At 65.0% G+C, this 17,723-nt stretch carries 19 protein-coding genes; 14 read left to right on the top strand and 5 right to left on the bottom strand.

Translation table 11 applies throughout. The features are described 5' to 3' along the window. Window positions 1-34 precede the first annotated feature (34 nt). From EG244_RS01865 to EG244_RS20610, 12 genes are all read left to right on the top strand, one after another. Window positions 35-733 carry a biotin/lipoate--protein ligase family protein gene (locus EG244_RS01865; RefSeq protein WP_124963306.1) on the top strand — a complete coding sequence of 233 codons (699 nt, stop codon included), beginning with the start codon at window positions 35-37 and terminating at the stop codon, window positions 731-733. Further along, the gene (locus tag EG244_RS01860) at window positions 727-1,293 is read left to right on the top strand and encodes a DUF6505 family protein (protein WP_124963305.1); all 567 of its coding nucleotides are present in this window, start codon (window positions 727-729) and stop codon (window positions 1,291-1,293) included. The genes EG244_RS01865 and EG244_RS01860 overlap by 7 nt, the downstream gene beginning before the upstream one ends. After that, window positions 1,293-2,288 (top strand): DUF6352 family protein, encoded by a 996-nt coding sequence (locus EG244_RS01855; protein WP_124963304.1) that lies wholly within the window; start codon window positions 1,293-1,295, stop codon window positions 2,286-2,288. Before EG244_RS01860 ends, EG244_RS01855 begins: the two co-directional genes overlap by 1 nt. Further along, the gene (locus tag EG244_RS01850) at window positions 2,285-2,878 is read left to right on the top strand and encodes a DUF3305 domain-containing protein (protein ID WP_124963303.1); all 594 of its coding nucleotides are present in this window, start codon (window positions 2,285-2,287) and stop codon (window positions 2,876-2,878) included. Before EG244_RS01855 ends, EG244_RS01850 begins: the two co-directional genes overlap by 4 nt. Then, window positions 2,875-3,423, top strand: coding sequence for a DUF3306 domain-containing protein (locus EG244_RS01845; RefSeq protein ID WP_124963302.1), 549 nt, complete (start codon window positions 2,875-2,877; stop codon window positions 3,421-3,423). The genes EG244_RS01850 and EG244_RS01845 overlap by 4 nt, the downstream gene beginning before the upstream one ends. 84 nt (window positions 3,424-3,507) lie before the next feature. Next, window positions 3,508-4,131, top strand: coding sequence for a TorD/DmsD family molecular chaperone (locus tag EG244_RS01840; RefSeq protein ID WP_233588884.1), 624 nt, complete (start codon window positions 3,508-3,510; stop codon window positions 4,129-4,131). Window positions 4,132-4,145: 14 nt separating this feature from the next. Beyond that, the gene (locus tag EG244_RS01835) at window positions 4,146-4,364 is read left to right on the top strand and encodes a hypothetical protein (RefSeq protein WP_124963300.1); all 219 of its coding nucleotides are present in this window, start codon (window positions 4,146-4,148) and stop codon (window positions 4,362-4,364) included. A gap of 1 nt (window position 4,365) precedes the next feature. Further along, entirely contained in the window at window positions 4,366-7,338 is a 2,973-nt protein-coding gene (locus EG244_RS01830; protein WP_124963299.1) for a formate dehydrogenase subunit alpha, read from the top strand. A 10-nt stretch (window positions 7,339-7,348) separates the two neighbouring features. Further along, window positions 7,349-7,951, top strand: coding sequence for a formate dehydrogenase FDH3 subunit beta (fdh3B, locus tag EG244_RS01825; protein WP_124963298.1), 603 nt, complete (start codon window positions 7,349-7,351; stop codon window positions 7,949-7,951). An 11-nt stretch (window positions 7,952-7,962) separates the two neighbouring features. Next, entirely contained in the window at window positions 7,963-8,967 is a 1,005-nt protein-coding gene (locus EG244_RS01820; RefSeq protein ID WP_124963297.1) for a formate dehydrogenase subunit gamma, read from the top strand. Next, complete coding sequence (locus tag EG244_RS01815) at window positions 8,964-10,067, top strand: Mrp/NBP35 family ATP-binding protein (RefSeq protein ID WP_233588883.1); 1,104 nt, start codon at window positions 8,964-8,966, stop codon at window positions 10,065-10,067. Before EG244_RS01820 ends, EG244_RS01815 begins: the two co-directional genes overlap by 4 nt. A gap of 29 nt (window positions 10,068-10,096) precedes the next feature. Beyond that, window positions 10,097-10,234, top strand: a complete 138-nt coding sequence (locus EG244_RS20610) for a hypothetical protein (protein WP_199737722.1) — start codon at window positions 10,097-10,099, stop codon at window positions 10,232-10,234. A 12-nt stretch (window positions 10,235-10,246) separates the two neighbouring features. Here the strand turns inward: EG244_RS20610 and mobB are convergent, their stop codons facing one another. Genes mobB through EG244_RS01790 form a run of 5 tightly spaced genes read right to left on the bottom strand, consistent with a single transcriptional unit; the run spans window position 10,247 to window position 15,779 of the window. Next, window positions 10,247-11,992 (bottom strand): molybdopterin-guanine dinucleotide biosynthesis protein B, encoded by a 1,746-nt coding sequence (gene mobB / locus EG244_RS01810; RefSeq protein WP_124963296.1) that lies wholly within the window; start codon window positions 11,990-11,992, stop codon window positions 10,247-10,249. Between the two features lie 20 nt (window positions 11,993-12,012). Further along, on the bottom strand, window positions 12,013-12,627 hold the full coding sequence (gene mobA / locus EG244_RS01805; protein WP_124963295.1) for a molybdenum cofactor guanylyltransferase MobA: 615 nt from the start codon (window positions 12,625-12,627) through the stop codon (window positions 12,013-12,015). Continuing rightward, window positions 12,620-13,489 (bottom strand): formate dehydrogenase accessory sulfurtransferase FdhD, encoded by an 870-nt coding sequence (locus EG244_RS01800; protein ID WP_124963377.1) that lies wholly within the window; start codon window positions 13,487-13,489, stop codon window positions 12,620-12,622. Before EG244_RS01800 ends, mobA begins: the two co-directional genes overlap by 8 nt. A 4-nt stretch (window positions 13,490-13,493) precedes the next feature. Then, complete coding sequence (locus tag EG244_RS01795) at window positions 13,494-14,471, bottom strand: asparaginase (RefSeq protein WP_124963294.1); 978 nt, start codon at window positions 14,469-14,471, stop codon at window positions 13,494-13,496. Between the two features lie 60 nt (window positions 14,472-14,531). After that, window positions 14,532-15,779, bottom strand: coding sequence for an SAM-dependent methyltransferase (locus EG244_RS01790; protein WP_233588882.1), 1,248 nt, complete (start codon window positions 15,777-15,779; stop codon window positions 14,532-14,534). A 394-nt stretch (window positions 15,780-16,173) separates the two neighbouring features. Between EG244_RS01790 and EG244_RS20605 the strand changes: the two genes are divergently transcribed. Both EG244_RS20605 and EG244_RS01780 read left to right on the top strand, forming a co-directional pair. After that, window positions 16,174-16,341, top strand: a complete 168-nt coding sequence (locus tag EG244_RS20605) for a type 2 periplasmic-binding domain-containing protein (RefSeq protein ID WP_199737720.1) — start codon at window positions 16,174-16,176, stop codon at window positions 16,339-16,341. Between the two features lie 327 nt (window positions 16,342-16,668). Then, window positions 16,669-17,679: a TAXI family TRAP transporter solute-binding subunit gene (locus EG244_RS01780; protein ID WP_124963293.1), complete on the top strand. Its 1,011-nt coding sequence runs from the start codon at window positions 16,669-16,671 to the stop codon at window positions 17,677-17,679. Window positions 17,680-17,723: the final 44 nt, after the last annotated feature.

Genomic DNA, 17,723 nt, shown 5'->3' with positions numbered 1-17,723 from the left:
GTCACCCTGTAGAGCCCGTTTTCGGAGAACCGCTATGTCAGATCTGCCGCGCCTGCTGCTGCCGCCCCCCTTCCGGGCCATTGAGGCCCCTGAGGGCGATCTGCTGGCGCTGGCGGCGGCTCAGGCCCATGAGGGGGCGGGCACGCTGCTCTGGCGGGAGGCGGAGGGGGTTCTGGCGATCGCGGTGGTGCTGGAGCCGGGGCCGCCGCTGGTCTCAACCGCCGCTGAAGCAGAGCTGGGCTATATTGCCGCAGTCGCCGCGCTCTGTGAGGCCCTGGTGCAGCATGGCCAGCCGGAGCGTCAGATCCGGGTCGGATTTCCCGACCAGATTCGTTATGACGGGGCGCTGATTGCCGGCACGCGCTGGCAGGCGGGGCCTTTGGGCGGGGATGGCCTGCCCGAATGGGTGATCTTTGCGGCCGAAATCCTGTCTGATCGGCCGGGTCTGGAAGAGCCGGGGCTTTACCCCTTCACCACCTCGCTTGAGGAGGAGGACTTCGGGGAAACTGCGGCGATCATTGAGAGCTTCGCCTCCTGGCTGAAGCTGATTGTGGACCGCTGGCAGTATGACGGCGTGAATGCGCTGCTGCGCCGCCTGCTGGATCGGGTGGAAGGCGATGAGGCGCTGAAGGGGGCTGAGATCGTGAATGGCCGTCTGCAACTGCCGCCGCTGGCCTTGGTCCTTGATGAAGCGCGCTGGCGGGATGCGGATCGCGGGGGGCCGAAGTGGTAAGCCTGCTGCGCACCCTCAGGCTTGATGCCTCTGACGGGATCCTGTTCTCGCCCGCCGCAGAGCCGGGGGAATGGGCGGTGCCGGGGGGATTTCTCTTCCACGGCCGCCCCTTTGACAGCCTGTCGCGCAAAGAGCGGGTGGCCTTTCGCTCGGCCTTTCTTGGCGTGCAGTCCTTTGGCTTTTCGACGCTCGCGGTGGTGACGCGGGTGACTTTTGCCGAACGGGTGGCGGCGGTGGAGGCGCTGGCCGAAAGCTTTATGCGCCATCTGGGCGCGCCCGATCTGCAAAGCGCGCGGGGGGCGGCGGAAGAGGAAATCGCCTTTTCCGAAGAGCTTTGCCGCGGCCATGAGGAAGGGCGGATCATCGCGCTGCACCGCGAAGAAGACGAGGCGGGCGAAATCCGCGAGCGCTTCCGCGCGCTGCGCCCGCGCGCAGAGACGGCTTATGGCGCGCCGGGACTTGGCGGACATGACAGGCCGTTCCATTTTGTAGAAAGTGACGAGGACGAGCCGGGTGAGGGGATTGATCTCTTTGCCGGCCTGCGTTCGGGAGAGACGTGATGAGAGAGTTCTGGGTTGCCTCCGGCCACCATCTGACGCGCCGCCGCGAAGACGGCTGGCTTGAGGTCACGCCTGAGCTGCTGCTGGCCTGGCTGGCGCGGCCGGAACTTGCCCCCCCGGAGGAGGCCTGCGCGGCGGAGCATGCGCTTCACGCGCGGCTGCTGGCGGATCCGCTGGCGAAGGTGACGGCGGCTGATGTCGCTGCCCTTGCCGATCCGGACGGGCGCGAGAACTGGGAGCTGGTGCTGGCCCTGCGCGGGGCGCTGCTCACGGCGGGCACGGTGGAGGGCGGCTATCTGGCGCTGATCCGGGGCCGGGTGCCGACAGCTCCGGTGCTGTTGCAGCAGCTGGTGCAGCTGATCCTGCGCAATGCGCTCGATGGCTGTGAAGATGTCCATGTGCTGCGCGCCGCTGAGATGTTTTTCCGCCCGCAATATGGCTGGCTGAAAGACGGCCATCTGCATCTGGTCGATCTGGAGCTGCGCGAAGAGATGGAGGCGAAGGTTCATACCAACCCGCTCGCCGCGCTGATGGAGGGCGGGGTTGAGGGGCTGGATGTGCTTGGCGATCACAATGCCTGGACATATTGGAGCCGCTCGGACGCCCATACCATGGTGCAGAACTTCGGCGGTAATCCGGCCTCGCGCATGGGACTGGCCGAGGCGATCCGCGCCTTTATCCGCCATCTGCACCGCGTCGAAGTGACGGTGCTGCCGGTGACCCGCGAAGAGAAGGCCGATCTGGCCTGGTTCGTGGGCCTGACCCGCGAAGGGACGGACTACGGCAATGCGCTTTGGCAGGGCAAGACCCCCGCCGCGCAGCTTGTGGGGCTTTTCACCATTGATTTTGCGCCCGGAAGCCCGCTGCGGGCGGGGCTGGAGACCCGTCCCACCTGGGCGATGCTGGCGACCGGCAAAGACCTGGTGGTGCAGTTCAAGCCGCAGAACCTGGTCGAGGGGCTGCCGCTTGTGGCCACCAAAGGAGAGGCCGCATGAGCGCGCATCCCCCCATTGCCGTCGCGGTCATCGCCCGCTCCTGGCCTCCGGCCACGAAATGGGGCGGGCGGGTGCTGCAGCCGGCGCTTTTGATGATGCCCGCGCCGCCGCTGCCGCCGCGCAGCCTGATGAGCCGCTCGGAAGCCGGGGTTGAGACCTGGTTCATGGGCACGCACCAGCTGGAATTGCACCCCGGCGATGCGGCGAACCTGCGCGCCAATCTGGCGATGTCGCCGCCCGCGCTCTGGGTCTCGCTGGCCAATGCCGATGATCCGGAAAAGGTTGAGCTGCATCTGGTCACCGCCGATCCCTTTGAGGGCGAGGCCATGGCGACGGATCCCGGCCTGCGGGTCGAGCGGCTGCCGATGCCGGAGGTGCTGATTGCCCATATCGCGGAATTCGCCGCCCTTTTCCCCGAGGAAGAGCGCTTTCGCAAAAAGCGCCGCTCGGGGATTGAGGCGGAAGACCCCAGCCTCAGCGCGCCGCGCATTCTGCCGGGGGGCCATCGCCCGGGCCAGCGCCGCACGGAAGCTGAGGCTGGGCGGCTGACGCCTGCGGGCCTGCCGCGCAGCCAGAGGCCGGTGCGATGAGCAGCTTTCTTGAGCGCTGGTCGTCGCGCGTGCGCGAAACCCGCCGCGCCGAAACGCAGGTGCCTGAAGCGCCCCCGGCCGATGATGTTGCTGCTGAAAGCGGGGCGGAAGCTCTCCCGGAAGGTGAGGCGCTGGAGCGGCTGCTGGCCGATCTGCCCGCGCTCGATTCGATCACTTCGGCGACCGATATCCGGCCCTTTTTGCAAAGCTTCGTCCCCAAGGCTTTGAAAAACGCAGCCCTTCGCCGCGCCTGGGCGGCAGATCCGGTGATTTCAACGCATCTGGATGTGGCGCGCGACTACGCCTGGGACTTCAACACCGGCCCCGGTCCCGTGGGCTATTCGGCTGAGCTTGGCAAAGACATCATACAGAAAAGTCTCGATCTTCTGAGCCGCACCGACCCGCCGGAGCCTGTGGAAGAGGAGGCCGTCGCCCCCCAACCCGAGGCGGAAGAGCTGTCTGTTCCAGAGGAGGAGGGGCGAAATGCCGCAGATCCGACCCCCCTTCGGCTCTCACTGCGGCATGGTGGCGCGCTTCCTGGTTGAATAAAGCTGTAAAGAGTGTAGTTTTTTACGCTGAACGCTGTTTGTTCCGGCGTACCCAGCATTTTGCCAGGTAAGAGGTAAATATTGACCCGTTCCGCTTCCCAGCCCCGGGATGAGACCGATGACCGCCGCGCCGAGAGCTATGACGCGCTCGCGCTGCTGCTTGCGGCCTCTCCCCCGGCCGATGTGCTTCGGGCGCTGTCCGATCTTTCACCCGACGAAGGCTCTGCGCTTGGCGCGGCCTGGGCGGATCTGGCAAAAGCGGCCGCCTCGACCACCCCGGAGGCGGTTGAGCGCGAGTTTTTCGACCTCTTTATCGGCGTCGGGCGGGGCGAGCTGCTGCCCTATGCCTCTTTCTATCTGACCGGTTTTCTCAATGAGCGCCCGCTTGCGGTGCTGCGCGGCGATCTCGCGGCACTGGGGATTGCGCGGCGGGCGGGGGATCATGATCCGGAAGACCGGATTGCGCTTTTATGCGCGGTCATGGCGGCTTTTGCGGGCGGCAGCCTGACGGCGGGGGAGGCGGGTCCGGGTGAGGCCCTCTTTTTCAACCGCCACCTCGCCCCCTGGGCGGGGATGTTCTTTGACGACCTGGAAAAAGCGCCTGCGGCAAAGTTTTATGCCGCTGTGGGCCGCGTGGGGCGTCTGTTTATGGAAATCGAAGCACAGGGCTTTGCGCTTGCCGCAGAAGCACCTGAGGCGGCCTGAGGGGAGTGGAGAGAATGTCAGACAGCAAAAGGACTGGCCCGAAAGTCGGACGGCGCGGCTTTTTCGGTGCCTCGCTCGGCCTTGCCGCCATGGGGCTCGCCGGGGGCGGCGCGCTTCCGGCTTTTGGCAAAGAGACCGGCGATGCACGCACCAAAGCCCGCTATCAGCCCGACAGTGAGCATGTGAAGCAGTTCTATCACGTCAATCGCTTCGTCTGGCCGGAGAAGAAGTAAGATGCTGATCAAACGCAAAAATATTCAGGCCTCCGGCACCGGCGGCGCGCTTGCACAAAGCTTCCTCGGCATGGGCCAGCGCCGGCTGGACCGCCGCAGCTTCCTGCGCCGCTCGGGCGTGGCTGTGGGTGGCCTTGCGGCGGTCTCCTCGCTTTCGGGCGGGCTTTTTCAGCGCGCCGAAGCCGCGACGCCGCATAATCATGCGGCCCCCGCAGAGCGGCGCAAAAACATGTGCACCCACTGCTCGGTGGGCTGCTCGGTCATCGCCGAAGTGCAAAACGGCGTCTGGGTCGGCCAGGAGCCCGCTTTTGAAAGCCCGATCAACCGTGGCTCGCATTGCGCCAAAGGGGCCTCGTCGCGTGAGCTGGTGCATGGCGACCGCCGTCTGAAATATCCGATGAAGAAGGTCGGCGGTGACTGGGTGCGCATCACCTGGGAGCAGGCGATCGACGAAATCGGCGCGAAGATGCTGGAGATTCGCGAAAAATCGGGTGCGGATTCGGTTTACATGCTGGGCTCGGCGAAATTCACCAACGAAGCCTCTTATCTGTTCCGCAAATTCTCGGCCTTCTGGGGCACCAATAACGTCGATCACCAGGCCCGGATCTGCCACTCGACCACCGTGGCCGGTGTGGCGAATACCTGGGGCTATGGCGCGCAGACCAACAGCTATAACGACATCCGCAACGCTAAGACCCTGATTTTCATGGGCTCGAACGCGGCTGAGGCGCATCCGGTTGCCATGCAGCACATCCTGTCGGGCAAAGAGACCCAGCGGGCGAATGTCTTCGTGCTTGACCCGCGCATGACCCGCACGGCGGCTCATGCCACCGAATTTGTGCGCATTCGTCCCGGCACGGATATCGCCGTGATCTGGGGCATGCTCTGGCATATCTTTGAAAACGGCTGGGAAGACAAAGACTTCATCCGCAAGCGCGTCTACGGTTTTGATGAGGCGAAAGCCGAAATCATGAAGTGGAACCCGGCGGAAGTGGAGCGCGTCACCGGCCTGACAGAAGAGGTCGTCAAGCGCGTTGCTCAGACCTTTGCCACGGTGAAGCCTGCGACCTTCATCTGGTGCATGGGCGGCACGCAGCACACCGTTGGCACCGCCAACGTGCGGGCCTATTGCACCCTGCTGCTCGCCACCGGCAATGTCGGCGACATCGGCATGGGCGCGAATATCTTCCGCGGCCATACCAACGTGCAGGGCGCGACGGATATGGGCCTCGATGTGGGGAACCTGCCCTGCTACTACGGCCTCGCTCCGGCGGCCTGGGCGCATTGGTGCCGGGTCTGGGATGTGCCCTTCAGCTATATCGAGAGCCGCTTCGACGACGTGCCCGCCAAACAGGGCCGCGAAGCGCGGACGCGCGCGCAGAACATGGAAGTCTCGGGGATCCCCTCGACCCGCTGGTTCGATGCCGCACTTCTCGATGCGGATGACGTCGATCAGCAGGACGGCATTAAGGCCATGGTGGTCTTTGGCCACGGCGCGAATACCATCCCGCGGATGAAGGCGGCACAAAACGGCATGAACGCGCTGGATCTTCTGGTGGTGGCTGACCCCCATCCGACGACCTTTGCCGCGCTGCATACCCGCACGGATAACACCTATCTGCTGCCGATCTGCACCAACTTTGAGTGCCACGGCAGCCGCACCGCCTCGAACCGCTCGCTGCAGTGGGGCGAGAAGGTGGTTGAGCCGATTTTCGAATCCGACAACGACTATGCGGTGATCTACCGTCTGTCGCAGCGTCTCGGCTTTGCAGATGAGATGTTCAAAACCTTTGAGATGGTCGACGGCAAATTCTCCAAAGAGCCGACGGCGGAATCCATCCTGCGGGAGGTCAACCGCGGCGGCTGGTCGACCGGCTATACCGGTCAGTCGCCCGAGCGTCTGAAAGCGCATATGCGCAATCAGGATAAGTTTGACATCATCACCCTGCGGGCCCCGAAGGATGATCCGGAAGTCGGCGGCGATTACTACGGTCTGCCCTGGCCCTGCTGGGGCACGCCCGAGATGAAGCACCCCGGCACCCACGTCCTTTACAACACCAATGTCCCGGTCGCAGAGGGTGGCGGTGCCTTCCGTCCGCGCTTTGGCTTGGAGCGTGAGGGCGTCTCGCTGCTGGCTGAAGACAGCTGGCCCGTCGGCTCGGACATCGAGGATGGCTATCCGGAATTCACCATGGCGCTGCTGCAAAAGCTGGGCTGGGATTCTGAGCTGACCGCGGAAGAGCGTGCCGTGATTGAAAAAATCGGCGGCGGTGATCCGGAAAAGATCGCCAAAGTCTCCTGGACGCTCGATCTGTCGGGCGGCATTCAGCGGGTGGCGATTGCCCATGGCTGCGTGCCCTTCGGCAATGGCAAGGCCCGCGTCATCGCCTGGAACCTGCCCGATCCGGTGCCGGTCCACCGCGAGCCGATCTATACCCCGCGTCCCGACCTTGTGGCGGAATATCCGACCCGCGAAGACGGCCGTCAGCTGCGGATGCCCAATATCGGCCACACCATCCAGGCCCGCGCGGTTGAGCAGAAACTCTTTGATCAGTTCCCGACCGTTCTCACCTCGGGGCGTCTGGTTGAGTTTGAGGGCGGCGGCGAAGAGACCCGCTCGAACCCCTGGCTTGCAGAGCTTCAGCAGGACATGTTCTGCGAAGTGAACACCAAAGATGCGGCCGCCAAGGGCATCAAAGACGGCGCCTGGATCTGGGTCTACGGGCCGGAAGAAAACGCAAAAGTCCGCGTGAAAGCGCTGGTGACCGACCGTGTGGCACCGGGTGTGGCCTTCATGCCCTTCCACTTTGCGGGCTGGTTCATGGGTGAAGATCAGCGCGGGAAATATCCGCAGGGCACCGATCCGGTCGTGCTGGGGGAATCCGTCAACGCCGTGACCACCTATGGTTACGATCCGGTGACGGGCATGCACGAAGGCAAAGCCACGCTTTGCCGGATCGAAGCGGCAGCATAAGGGGCGCGACATGGCACGTATGAAATTTCTCTGCGACGCGGACCGCTGCATCGAGTGCAACGCCTGCGTCACCGCCTGCAAAAACGAGCATGAGGTGCCCTGGGGCATCAACCGCCGCCGCGTGGTGACCATCAATGATGGTCTGCCGGGCGAGCGTTCGGTCTCGATGGCCTGTATGCATTGCACCGATGCGCCCTGCGCGCAGGTCTGCCCGGTGAACTGCTTCTACACCACCAATGATGGTGTGGTTTTGCACAACAAAGACACCTGCATCGGCTGTGGCTATTGCTTTTATGCCTGCCCCTTCGGCGCGCCGCAGTATCCCAAAGCTTCGAACTTCGGGTCGCGCGGCAAGATGGACAAATGCACCTATTGCTCAGGCGGCCCCGAAGAAGATCTTTCGATCGCGGAATATGAGAAATATGGCGCGAACCGTCTGGCCGAGGGCAAACTGCCGCTCTGCGCTGAGATGTGCTCGACCAAATCGCTGCTGGCGGGGGATGGCGATATCATCGCCGAGATCTACCGTGAGCGCGTGGTGACCCGCGGTTACGGCTCGGGCGCCTGGGGCTGGAAAACCGCCTATGGCGAAACCATCAATGTATCGGCTTGAGGGGGGCAGGGATGACGCTTCGTTTTAAACTCGCAGCCCTGGTCCTTGGGGCGACCCTTGGGTTTTCCGCGCCGGTCATGGCGCAGCAGCCGGTGAACCCCACCGCGTCTTCGGTGCAGGAGCAGCAGCTTCTGGACGCGCTGAAGCCGGGTGAGACCATCTCGGGCCGGATCTCGATCCCCGATGCCAGGGCCGCGGATCTGGAAAAGCCGTCCAATAAGACCTGGATGGGCTTTAACCTTGGGGTCTCGGACCGGGTGATGGGCGTGGCGCTGGTCGGCACTGCGCTGGCGCTTTTGGTCTTTTTCATGGTCAAAGGCCGTCTGGCGATTGAGGCGGGCCGTTCGGGCCGCACCATCACACGCTTCAATATCTTTGAGCGCACGGTGCACTGGACCATGGCGACCAGCTTCATCGTGCTGGCGCTTTCGGGGATCAATGTTGCGGTCGGGCGCTATATCGTGATGCCCTGGCTGGGCTATGAGGCCTTTGGCTCGCTGACCTATCTGGGCAAGCTGGCGCATAACTATCTGGCCTGGCCCTTCATGCTCTGCGTGGTGATCACCTTCGTGATGTGGGTGCGTCACAACATCCCCAACAGGCTGGATCTGCGCTGGCTGAAAGAGGGCGGTGGCCTGCTGGTCAAGGGCAAGCACCCGCCGGCGAAGAAATTCAACGCCGGTCAGAAGATCGTCTTCTGGGGCGTGGTTGTGGGCGGGGGTCTGGTCTCGGCCTCGGGTCTGCTGCTGATGTTCCCCTGGTTCCTCAACAGCGCGACCGACTGGCAGCTGGCACAGATTGCCCATGCGCTGATCGCCAGCGGTATGATGGCGATGATCCTTGGTCATATCTACATCGGCACCGTTGGCACCGAAGGCGCGCTCGATGCCATGACCAGCGGTCAGGTCGATGTGAACTGGGCCGAGCAGCACCACTCGCTCTGGCTGGAAGAAGAGCTTGCCCGTGGCGCCGTGCAGCGCCGTGGCCCCGGCGGTGAGGTCACCCCGGCAGAATGAGCGATCCCATGGACCTCAACCGGCGGCGCGCAGCTTTGCGCGCCGTTTTGGCATCCGTCAGACTGCCCGATGGCCGCAGTCTGGCCGACAGTGGCCGCCTTGGCGCCATGACCGAGCCTGCGCCCGGCCGCGTCAGTTTTTCAATCCGCGTCACGGCCGCAGAGGCCGAAGCCTTTGAGCCCGTCCGCCTTGCGGCTGAAAAGGCGGCCGAGCGTCTGCCGGGGGTGCAAAAGGCCCTCGTCATGCTGACCGCCGAGCGCTCTGAGCCCCCGAAGCCCGCGGCCGCCCCGCCGCAGCTGCAGCCCGCCAAAGCGCCTGCGAAGGTGCTGGAAGGGGTGAAAGCCGTGGTGGCCGTGGCCTCAGGCAAGGGTGGTGTGGGCAAAAGCACCACCACCATTTCGCTGGCGCTGGCGCTGCGGCATCTGGGGCTGAAGGTCGGCGTGCTCGATGCTGATATCTATGGCCCCTCGGTGCCGACGCTGCTGGGGTTGACGGCAAAGCCGCAGCTTGCGGAAGACGGGCGGCGGTTAAAGCCGCTGGAGGCCTGGGGGATTCAGGCGCTTTCGGTGGGCAATCTGGTTGATCCCGATACGGCGATGATCTGGCGCGGGCCGATGATCCAATCGGCGATCACCCAGCTGATCGCAGAGGTCGACTGGGGCCGGTTGGATGTGCTGCTGATCGATATGCCGCCGGGCACCGGTGATGCGCAACTGGCGGTGGCGCAGCAAAGCCCGCTCTCGGGGGCGGTGATCGTCTCAACGCCGCAGGATCTGGCGCTGATTGATGCGCGCCGCGGCATTGCGATGTTTCGCAGGCTGGAGGTTCCGGTGCTGGGCGTCATTGAGAATATGTCGCAGTTCATCTGCCCGGACTGCGGCGGGCGGCATGAGATCTTCGGCCATGGCGGCGCCCGAGAGGAGGCCCGCCGCATTGGCGTGCCCTTCCTTGGAGAGATCCCGCTGACCATGGCGCTGCGCAAAGGCGCGGATCTGGGGCGACCAATCGTCGCAACAGAGCCGGAAAGCCAGGTTGGTCAATCACTTATCGCAATTGCCGGGGAACTGCGGCTTGCCCTCAGGGACAAAGGCCTTATCTGAGGGCCTGCAAGCTACCCCGGAGAGAAGACGTGAAGGCAATCCTTTTTGGCGCAATCACCGCCGCCGTTCTGGCGGGGGCAACCTGGCAGATGAGCCAGGCGTTTCAGATCCCCGCCCATGTCGCTTATGCGACCGAGGGTGCCCGTGTGACGCCCCCGACGAAATAAAGAGCCGCTGGCTTAAGGGCCAAAGCTCTGGAAGGGCAGGAAGCGCACCGGATCGCCGGGGCGGATGTCGCAAAAGGCATCGGGCAGCTCAATCAGCCCCTCCGCCCAGGACAGGCCAGACACCCGGCCTGAGCCCTCTGAGACGAAGGCCTCTGCCGTGCCAGCCCCGGTAAGCCTTGCGCGCAGATATTCCCGCCGCCCGGCCTGTTTCACACGCGCAAATCCCGCAGGCACCAGAAAGCCCTGGGGCGCCCGCCAGCCCGCGCCCGCGCGCTGGTAAAGCGCCGGGACCGCAAAGATCAACGCGGTGACCAGGGCCGCCACGGGGTTTCCCGGCAGACCAAAGACCGGCATGCCCTGCCAATGCGCCAGCGCCAGCGGGCGGCCTGGCTTCACGGCCACGCGCCAGACCTGCAGATCGGCCTCTTCGCGCAGCAGGGCGGCGGTGTGATCCTCATCGCCCTGAGAGGCCCCGCCCGAGGTCAGCACCGCATCGCAGAGCGTGGTGGCGCGGCTCAGCGCGTCACGGATCGCGTCGCGGTCGTCGGGCACGATGCCTAAATCGACCGGCTGAAAGCCAAGGCGCGTCAGTTCCGCCAGCAGCATCGGGCGGTTGGCATCCGGCGTCTGCAGCGGGTGATCTTCGGCCAGATCATGCGGCACGATCTCAGAGCCGGTAGACAGCACCCCCACCCGCAGGCGCGGGCGCAGGGTCAGCTCTGCAATCCCGAGGGCCGCAGCCAGCCCCAGATCCGGCGCGCGCAGCAGAGCGCCCGCCCGCAGCGCCAGATCGCCTGCGGCCATATCTTCGCCCGCGCGGCGGCAGTTCGCGCCCTTTTTGCGCTGCGGACGGGTCACCCGGAGGTGGTCGCCCTCCAGGGTGACATGCTCCTGCAGCACCACCGTATCCACGCCCTCAGGCAGATGCGCGCCGGTCAGAATGCGCAGCAGATGCCCCGGCGGCACCGCGCCCGGATAGGGCACCCCGGCTGCGGCCCGGCCCTTCGCCAGCGGCAGGGGGCCTGCGGAAAAATCGACCGTATCAAAGGCATAGCCATAGCCATCGACTGCCGAGTTGCGGGCCGGCGGATGGCTGCGCCGCGCAATGGCATCTTCGGCCAGCACCCGGCCTGCGGCCGCGCTCAGGGCCACGGTTTCCCGGCCCTCAATCGAGTGAATGGCGGCTTTCAGCGCGGCGAAAACCTCCTCCACCGGGGTCCAGCGCACCCCCTCGGGCATCGAAGAGCCGCGCTTTTTCAACTCTGTCAGGCCGGTGCGCGCTTCAATATAATCGGCGATGCCGGTGACATCATTGGGGTCAAGCACCGGCAGCCCGGTGCCGCCATCGCCCTGATCGGAGGCGAGGACCTCAATGGTCGGATGATCGGGGGCCAGCAGATCCGCGCCATTGGCTTTGCGCCAGATCTCCAGCTTGGGATGGGGGGCCAGCTTATAGCCCTCGACCAGCACCAGATCGACGCGGGAGAGCTTTTGCAGATGATCGCTGAGTTCGGGCGGCGTTGCGCCGCGCAACTCATGCATCAGCGCCCAGCGGTTGGAGGAGGCGAGGATCACCTCAACCGCTCCGGCCTGGCGGTGGCGGTGGCTGTCCCGGCCCGGCTGGTCCACATCTGTCGCGTGATGGGCGTGTTTGACGGTCGAGACCCGGTAGCCCCGGGCGGTCAATTCCGCCACCAGTTTCTCGGTCAGCGTTGTTTTTCCGGCGTTTTTGCGCCCCGTAATGCCGAAGACCCGCATGGCCGCCCCCCTCAGATGTCTCAGTCGTTCTTCTGCCAGATTGCCCGCGCTTCGGCCAGATCTTCGGGTGTGTTCACATTGAAGAAAGGATGCGGCGGGCCGGGGTCAAACTCCGCCAGCGCCGTGCCGTGGCGGTCGGTCCAGAGCACGATTTTCGACAGCCCCCCCTCAATGGCCTGCCGCAGATCGCCGCGCAAAGCCACCGGCCAAAGGCCGAAGACCGGCTGCCGGATCAGGCGCTCCCCCTCGCGGGTGGCGGCAAGGGCAATGGGACGGCCCGGGCTGAGGGCCGCCGAAAGGCGCGCGCCCAGATCCCGGGGCATGAAGGGCGTATCCGCCGCCGCCGTCAGAATATGGCTCAGCCCCAGATCGGCCGCGCGCTCCATCCCGGCCAGAACCCCGGCGAGGGGGCCGGGAAAGCCCGGGATGCCATCAGGGATCACCGGCAGACCAAAGCCCGAAAAGCGCCCGGTCTGGCCATTGGCGTTGAGCACAAGGCCCGCGCATTGCGGCGCAAGACGGGCGATCACTTCGCCAAGGATCGTCTGCCCGCCCAGATCCAGCAGCCCCTTGTCACCGCCGCCCATCCGCCGCGCAAGGCCACCGGCCAGGATCACACCGAGAGGTTTACTCATCCTGCGCGCCCTTCCTGCGGTTGCGGCCCTCTTCTGCGGCGACCGAGGCCAGATCGGCGTCGCGGATCAGCCGCTCTTCGCCCGAGAGACAGACAAAGCGCTGCCCGCGCAGCCGCCCGATCAGCGTCATCCCCAGGCTTTGCGCAAGGCTGACCCCCCAGGCCGTAAAGCCCGAGCGCGAGGCCAGCACCGGGATGCCCATATGGGCGCATTTGATCACCATCTCAGAGGTCAGCCGACCCGTGGTGTAAAGGATCTTATCGGCCCCGCTGACGCCCTCGCGGTACATCCAGCCCGCGACCTTATCGACGGCATTGTGGCGGCCCACATCCTCCATATAGACCAGCGGGCGGTTCTGGTGACACAGCACCGTGCCATGGATCGCCCCCGCCTCCAGATAAAGGCTGGGCATGCGGTTGATCTGATGCGACAGCGCATATAGCCAGGAGGTGCGCAGCGCGGCGGGCGGCATCTTTAGCCCCTCCAGCCCCTCCATCATATCGCCAAAGACCGTGCCCATGGCGCAACCCGAGGTGCGGGTGCGGCGCTTGAGTTTCTCTTCGAAATCCGTGGCTTCGCGGGTGCGGACCACCACCGCTTCGGAGAAATCGTCGTAGTCAACCGCCGTGACCTCCACCCCCTCGGGCAGCATTCCCTGGTTGCGCAGAAAGCCAAGCGCCAGATATTCGGGGTAATCCCCGATGGTCATGGCGGTGACAATCTCACGCGAATTCAACCAGATGGAGAGCGGACGCTCTTCGACCACCTGGATCTCAATTTCGGCCCCGGTGTGATCAAATCCTTTGATCGGGCGGGCCAGGTCTTCGCGGGTGAGATCGGGGGCGATCAGCGGGGCATGCATCGGATCATACACCGGCGCGGGCTTCAAATGCGGCCCGGGGATCTGCAAGGCCTGCGGCCTGGATCGCCCAGATCAGGATGCGCGCCTTCAGCGGCCCCAGCCAGTCGCCGGGCCAGACCCCGCGCGCCTGCAGATCAATTTCAGAGCCGGGGTAGCCATAGGTCGCGCGGGTGGCCGGACCATCGGCGCAGCGGCTGCAATAGATCACCGGGCGGGTTGACGTGTCGAGATGCGCCATCAGATCGGCGGGCAGATGACCCGAGCCAAAGCCCGCAAGCACCACGGCCGAGAACTCCGGCGCGGTCAGCGCATGGATCAGCAGTGACGCGCTTTGACCGATGCCAAAGCTGAGGATCGCCACATCATGTTCAAAGCTTTGCGGTGCGGGCAGGGGATCGCGCGGCTGGGGCGGGCGGAACCAGACCGGTGCGCCCTCAATCACCCGACCCAGCGGGCCGGTGGTGCCGCTGGAAAAGGTATCGGTCGAAAGGCTGTCGGTTTTGCGCAGCCGTTTGGCCGAATGAATGACCTCATTCATCACCACCATTACGCCGCGCCCGCGGGCGGTCTCGCTTTGCGCCACACGCAGAGCGGCGGCGAGGTTGGCCGGACCATCCGGCCCCGCACCATCTGCCGCCCGCATGGCCCCGGTCACGATCAGCGGGCAGTCATGCGCCCAGAAGAGATCGAGAAACCACGAGGTTTCTTCCATGGAATCCGTGCCCTGGGTCAGGATCACCGCCCGTGCGCCCTGGGCTGCGGCCTGGTTGGCCCAGGCCAGCACGCGTCCCATATCGCGCAGCGAAAGCGAGGCAGAGGCGAGCTGAAGCACGCTTTCGCTTTGCACGCTCAGGCCCGGATCAAGCCCCGGCACCGCGGCCAGCAGATCGGCAGCGGTCAGTTTGGGGGTCACCCCGCCTTCACCTGCAGCCCTGGTCATTGCGATGGTGCCGCCAAGGGTTCCGATGAAAATATCTGCCATATCCGCCTGCCTGATCGTCCGGGCGGTCAGAGTACCGCCGGGGGGCGGGGGTGTCGAGGGTCAGCCCGCCTCCGCCTGGCGCAGCGCGGCTTCGGCCTTTTGCATATAGTCCCGCGTCAGGGGCAGGGCGTCCTGGCGACGCACCATCTGGATCTGATGCACCACCAGCCCCTGCGACCGGAAAGCCGTCTCAGAGGCCGCCAGATAAAACTCCCACATCCGGGCGAAACGCTCATCATAAAGGGCCACCGCCTCGCTGCGGCGGGCGAGAAAACGCGCCCGCCAGTGCCGCAGGGTCTCGGCATAATGCAGGCGCAGCACCTCAATGTCGGTGACGATCAGGCCTTCGGCCTCAATGACCGGCAGGACTTCCGAGAGCGGGGGCATGTAGCCGCCGGGAAAGATATACTTCAAAATCCATGGGTTGGTCGGGAACGACTGCCCGCTGCGGCCAATATAATGTAAAACCGCCACGCCGTTTTCATCGAGAAGCCGGGCAAGGCTGGCGAAAAAGGCGGGATAGCTGCCGGGGCCCACATGCTCAAACATCCCGACGGAAACCACGCGGTCGAACCTCTCGGTCAAAGCGCGGTAATCCTGCAGTCGAAAATCAACCCCCCGGGTTTTCGCCCCGCGCGCCTGCGCGATGGCCAGCTGTTCCTCAGACAGGGTGATGCCGGTCACCGACACACCCCCGACGGCGGCCAGATAAAGCGCAAGGCCGCCCCAGCCGCAGCCGATATCCAGGACGCGCTGCCCCGGAGACAGCGCGAGTTTTGCCGCAAGATGGCGCTTTTTGGCCAGCTGTGCCTGTTCCAGCGTGGCGGTTTCCTCCTCAAAGTAGGCGCAGGAATATTGCCGGTCGCTGTCGAGAAACAATTCATAAAGCCCTGCATCCAGATCATAGTGCCGGGCGACATTCTGCTTTGAGCGGCGCGGGTCGTTCGAGGCCGGGTGCTGCGCCATAAGACGCTGCCCCCACCGCGCCAGCCGCGAGATCCCCGGCGGATCTGCGGTGCGCAGGTTGCGCGTCACCAGATCCAGCAGATCATAAATCGAGCCGTTTTCAACCGTCAGCCGCCCCTCCATCCAGGCCTCGCCCATGGCAAGATCGGGGTTAAGGCTCAGCCGCAAAAGGGTGGGCCAGTCGTGGATGGCGATGCGCAGCGGCGTGCTGACGCTGTCCCCGGCGGCCAGAACGCGTCCGTCCGGCAGCCGCGTCATCAGCGCGCCCTGCTGCACGATCCGGCGAAGAAATCTGTGAAACTGCGGTACCAGCGCTTTTGCGGGATAGGTGAACATTGCCATCTGACAATCACTCTGACGATCCGGGCAGTGGCTCTGACACCTCCCCGTGCCCGGCAGAGGGGGCCGTTGGGCTGCGCCGGAACAGCTGCCGGAGACTGAAAGGAATTATCTCAAATTCTGCCCCGCTCTGCCGTCTCATCCTCAGTTGAGCGAGCGCAGGACGCCTCGACGGGGCAGTCGGTGAACGCCCGAGCCTGGCCTGCGGTTGCAGGGGGCGGCAAAATTACGGTGGCGACCCCATTGCGCATTGACGTCCGCCCGCGCAGGGCGACGGCTGAGCCGTTCAACTCTGCTCCGGAACGGCCCTGCCGCGATATATTTTGCCCGCCTTTTCGCCCGCGCTGCCGGTCCTGTTGCGGTGGTCTTCGCCGCCGCCTCTTTGCAAACAGCCTTGATGCGCTGGCGCGGGATTTTTGCGGCGGGTAGCGGAGAGCGGCTTTCCATGACGCTGGCGGATGCGGTGCCGGCAGGACAATATGGCCGCGCCGCGCTGCAGTCGCCGGGTCTTTGGAACGCGGTCGCGGGGCCGTGGCTCAACCCGCCCCCCTCCGCGCGGCGCTGAACCGGGTGGCGCGCGGAGAGCTTGCGACCGGGGATCGTTCATGAAGCCGACGCGCGTTCAGAGCCGCGCCGCAGAGCCTTTGGGCATTTCGCCGCGGCGCTGTATCCGGCGATCCGCTGTCCGGTCTTCCTTCTCAGCGCCGATAAACCGGCGGCGGGCAGCTTTTACGGCAGCCCTGGCGGCACGGGGGCGGCCGGGATTTTTCAGACGCATGGCTGTCAGCTTCTGCCCGCGGAAGCCGACTGACAGCCACGGGGCTGCCTGTGATTGACGCCCCCGCGGAACTCTCACATACTCGCGCAAAATTGAATTCTCTGGGAGTGAGTGATGTTTGTGAATTCGGCGAAGGCTTTGTTCGGTGCGGCGCTGCTGGTGGCAGGTATGGCGCAGGGCGCCGCGGCTCAGGAGATGCAGTTCTTCCGGATCGGCACCGGCGGCACGGCGGGGACCTATTACCCGATCGGTGGTCTGATCGCCAATGCGATCTCGAACCCGCCCGGCTCGCGCGCCTGTGATGCGGGCGGCTCCTGCGGCGTGCCGGGTCTGATCGCGACGGCGGTGGCCTCGAACGGCTCGGTCGGCAACGTGAACTCGATCGCGGGTGGCGCGCTGGAAGCGGGCTTCAGCCAGTCGGATGTGGCCTATTGGGCGCAGACCGGCACCGGCCTTTGGGACGGCAAACCGGCGGTTGAGAAGCTGCGTCTGATCGCGAACCTTTATCCGGAATCGATCCACCTCGTGGCGCGCAAAGATGCGGGCATCAATGGGGTTGCGGATCTGAAGGGCAAGAAAGTCTCGCTCGATGAGCCGGGCTCGGGCACCCTGGTCGATGCCAAGATCATCCTTGAAGCTTTTGGCATGACCGAAGCCGATATCACCGCCGAATATCTGAAGCCCGATCAGGCCGCGGACCGGATGCGCGATGGCGCGATGGATGCTTTCTTCTTTGTCGGCGGCTTCCCGGCGGGTGCGATTGCGGAGCTGGCTTCGCAGCATGACATCGCGCTGGTGCCGATCACCGGCCCGGAAGTCGACAAGCTGCGCGAGACCTATTCCTTCTTCGCGACCGACACTGTCCCGGGCGGCACCTATAAGGGCCAGGACGCGGATGTGGCGACCATCTCGGTCGGCGCACAGCTGGTGACCAGCGCCGATATCAGCGATGAGCTGATCTATGGCATCACCCAGGCGCTTTATAATGAGACCACCCAAAAACTCTTCGGGGCCGGTCACGCCAAGGGCAAACAGATCAACCTCGACAATGCGACCATGGGCGCGGGCATCCCGTTCCACGCGGGCGCTGAGAAGTTCTACAAAGAAGCCGGCAAGCTTCAGTAAGCTGCAGCGCAGCAGAGCACAGAGCGCGGCAGGGGGCCCCCCTG

Source organism: Falsigemmobacter faecalis (assembly GCF_003863335.1).
In the GTDB taxonomy this organism is placed as follows: Bacteria; Pseudomonadota; Alphaproteobacteria; order Rhodobacterales; family Rhodobacteraceae; genus Wagnerdoeblera; species Wagnerdoeblera faecalis.
Note: the sequence above shows the minus strand (reverse complement) of the source record. Positions and strands in the feature narration are given on the sequence as shown.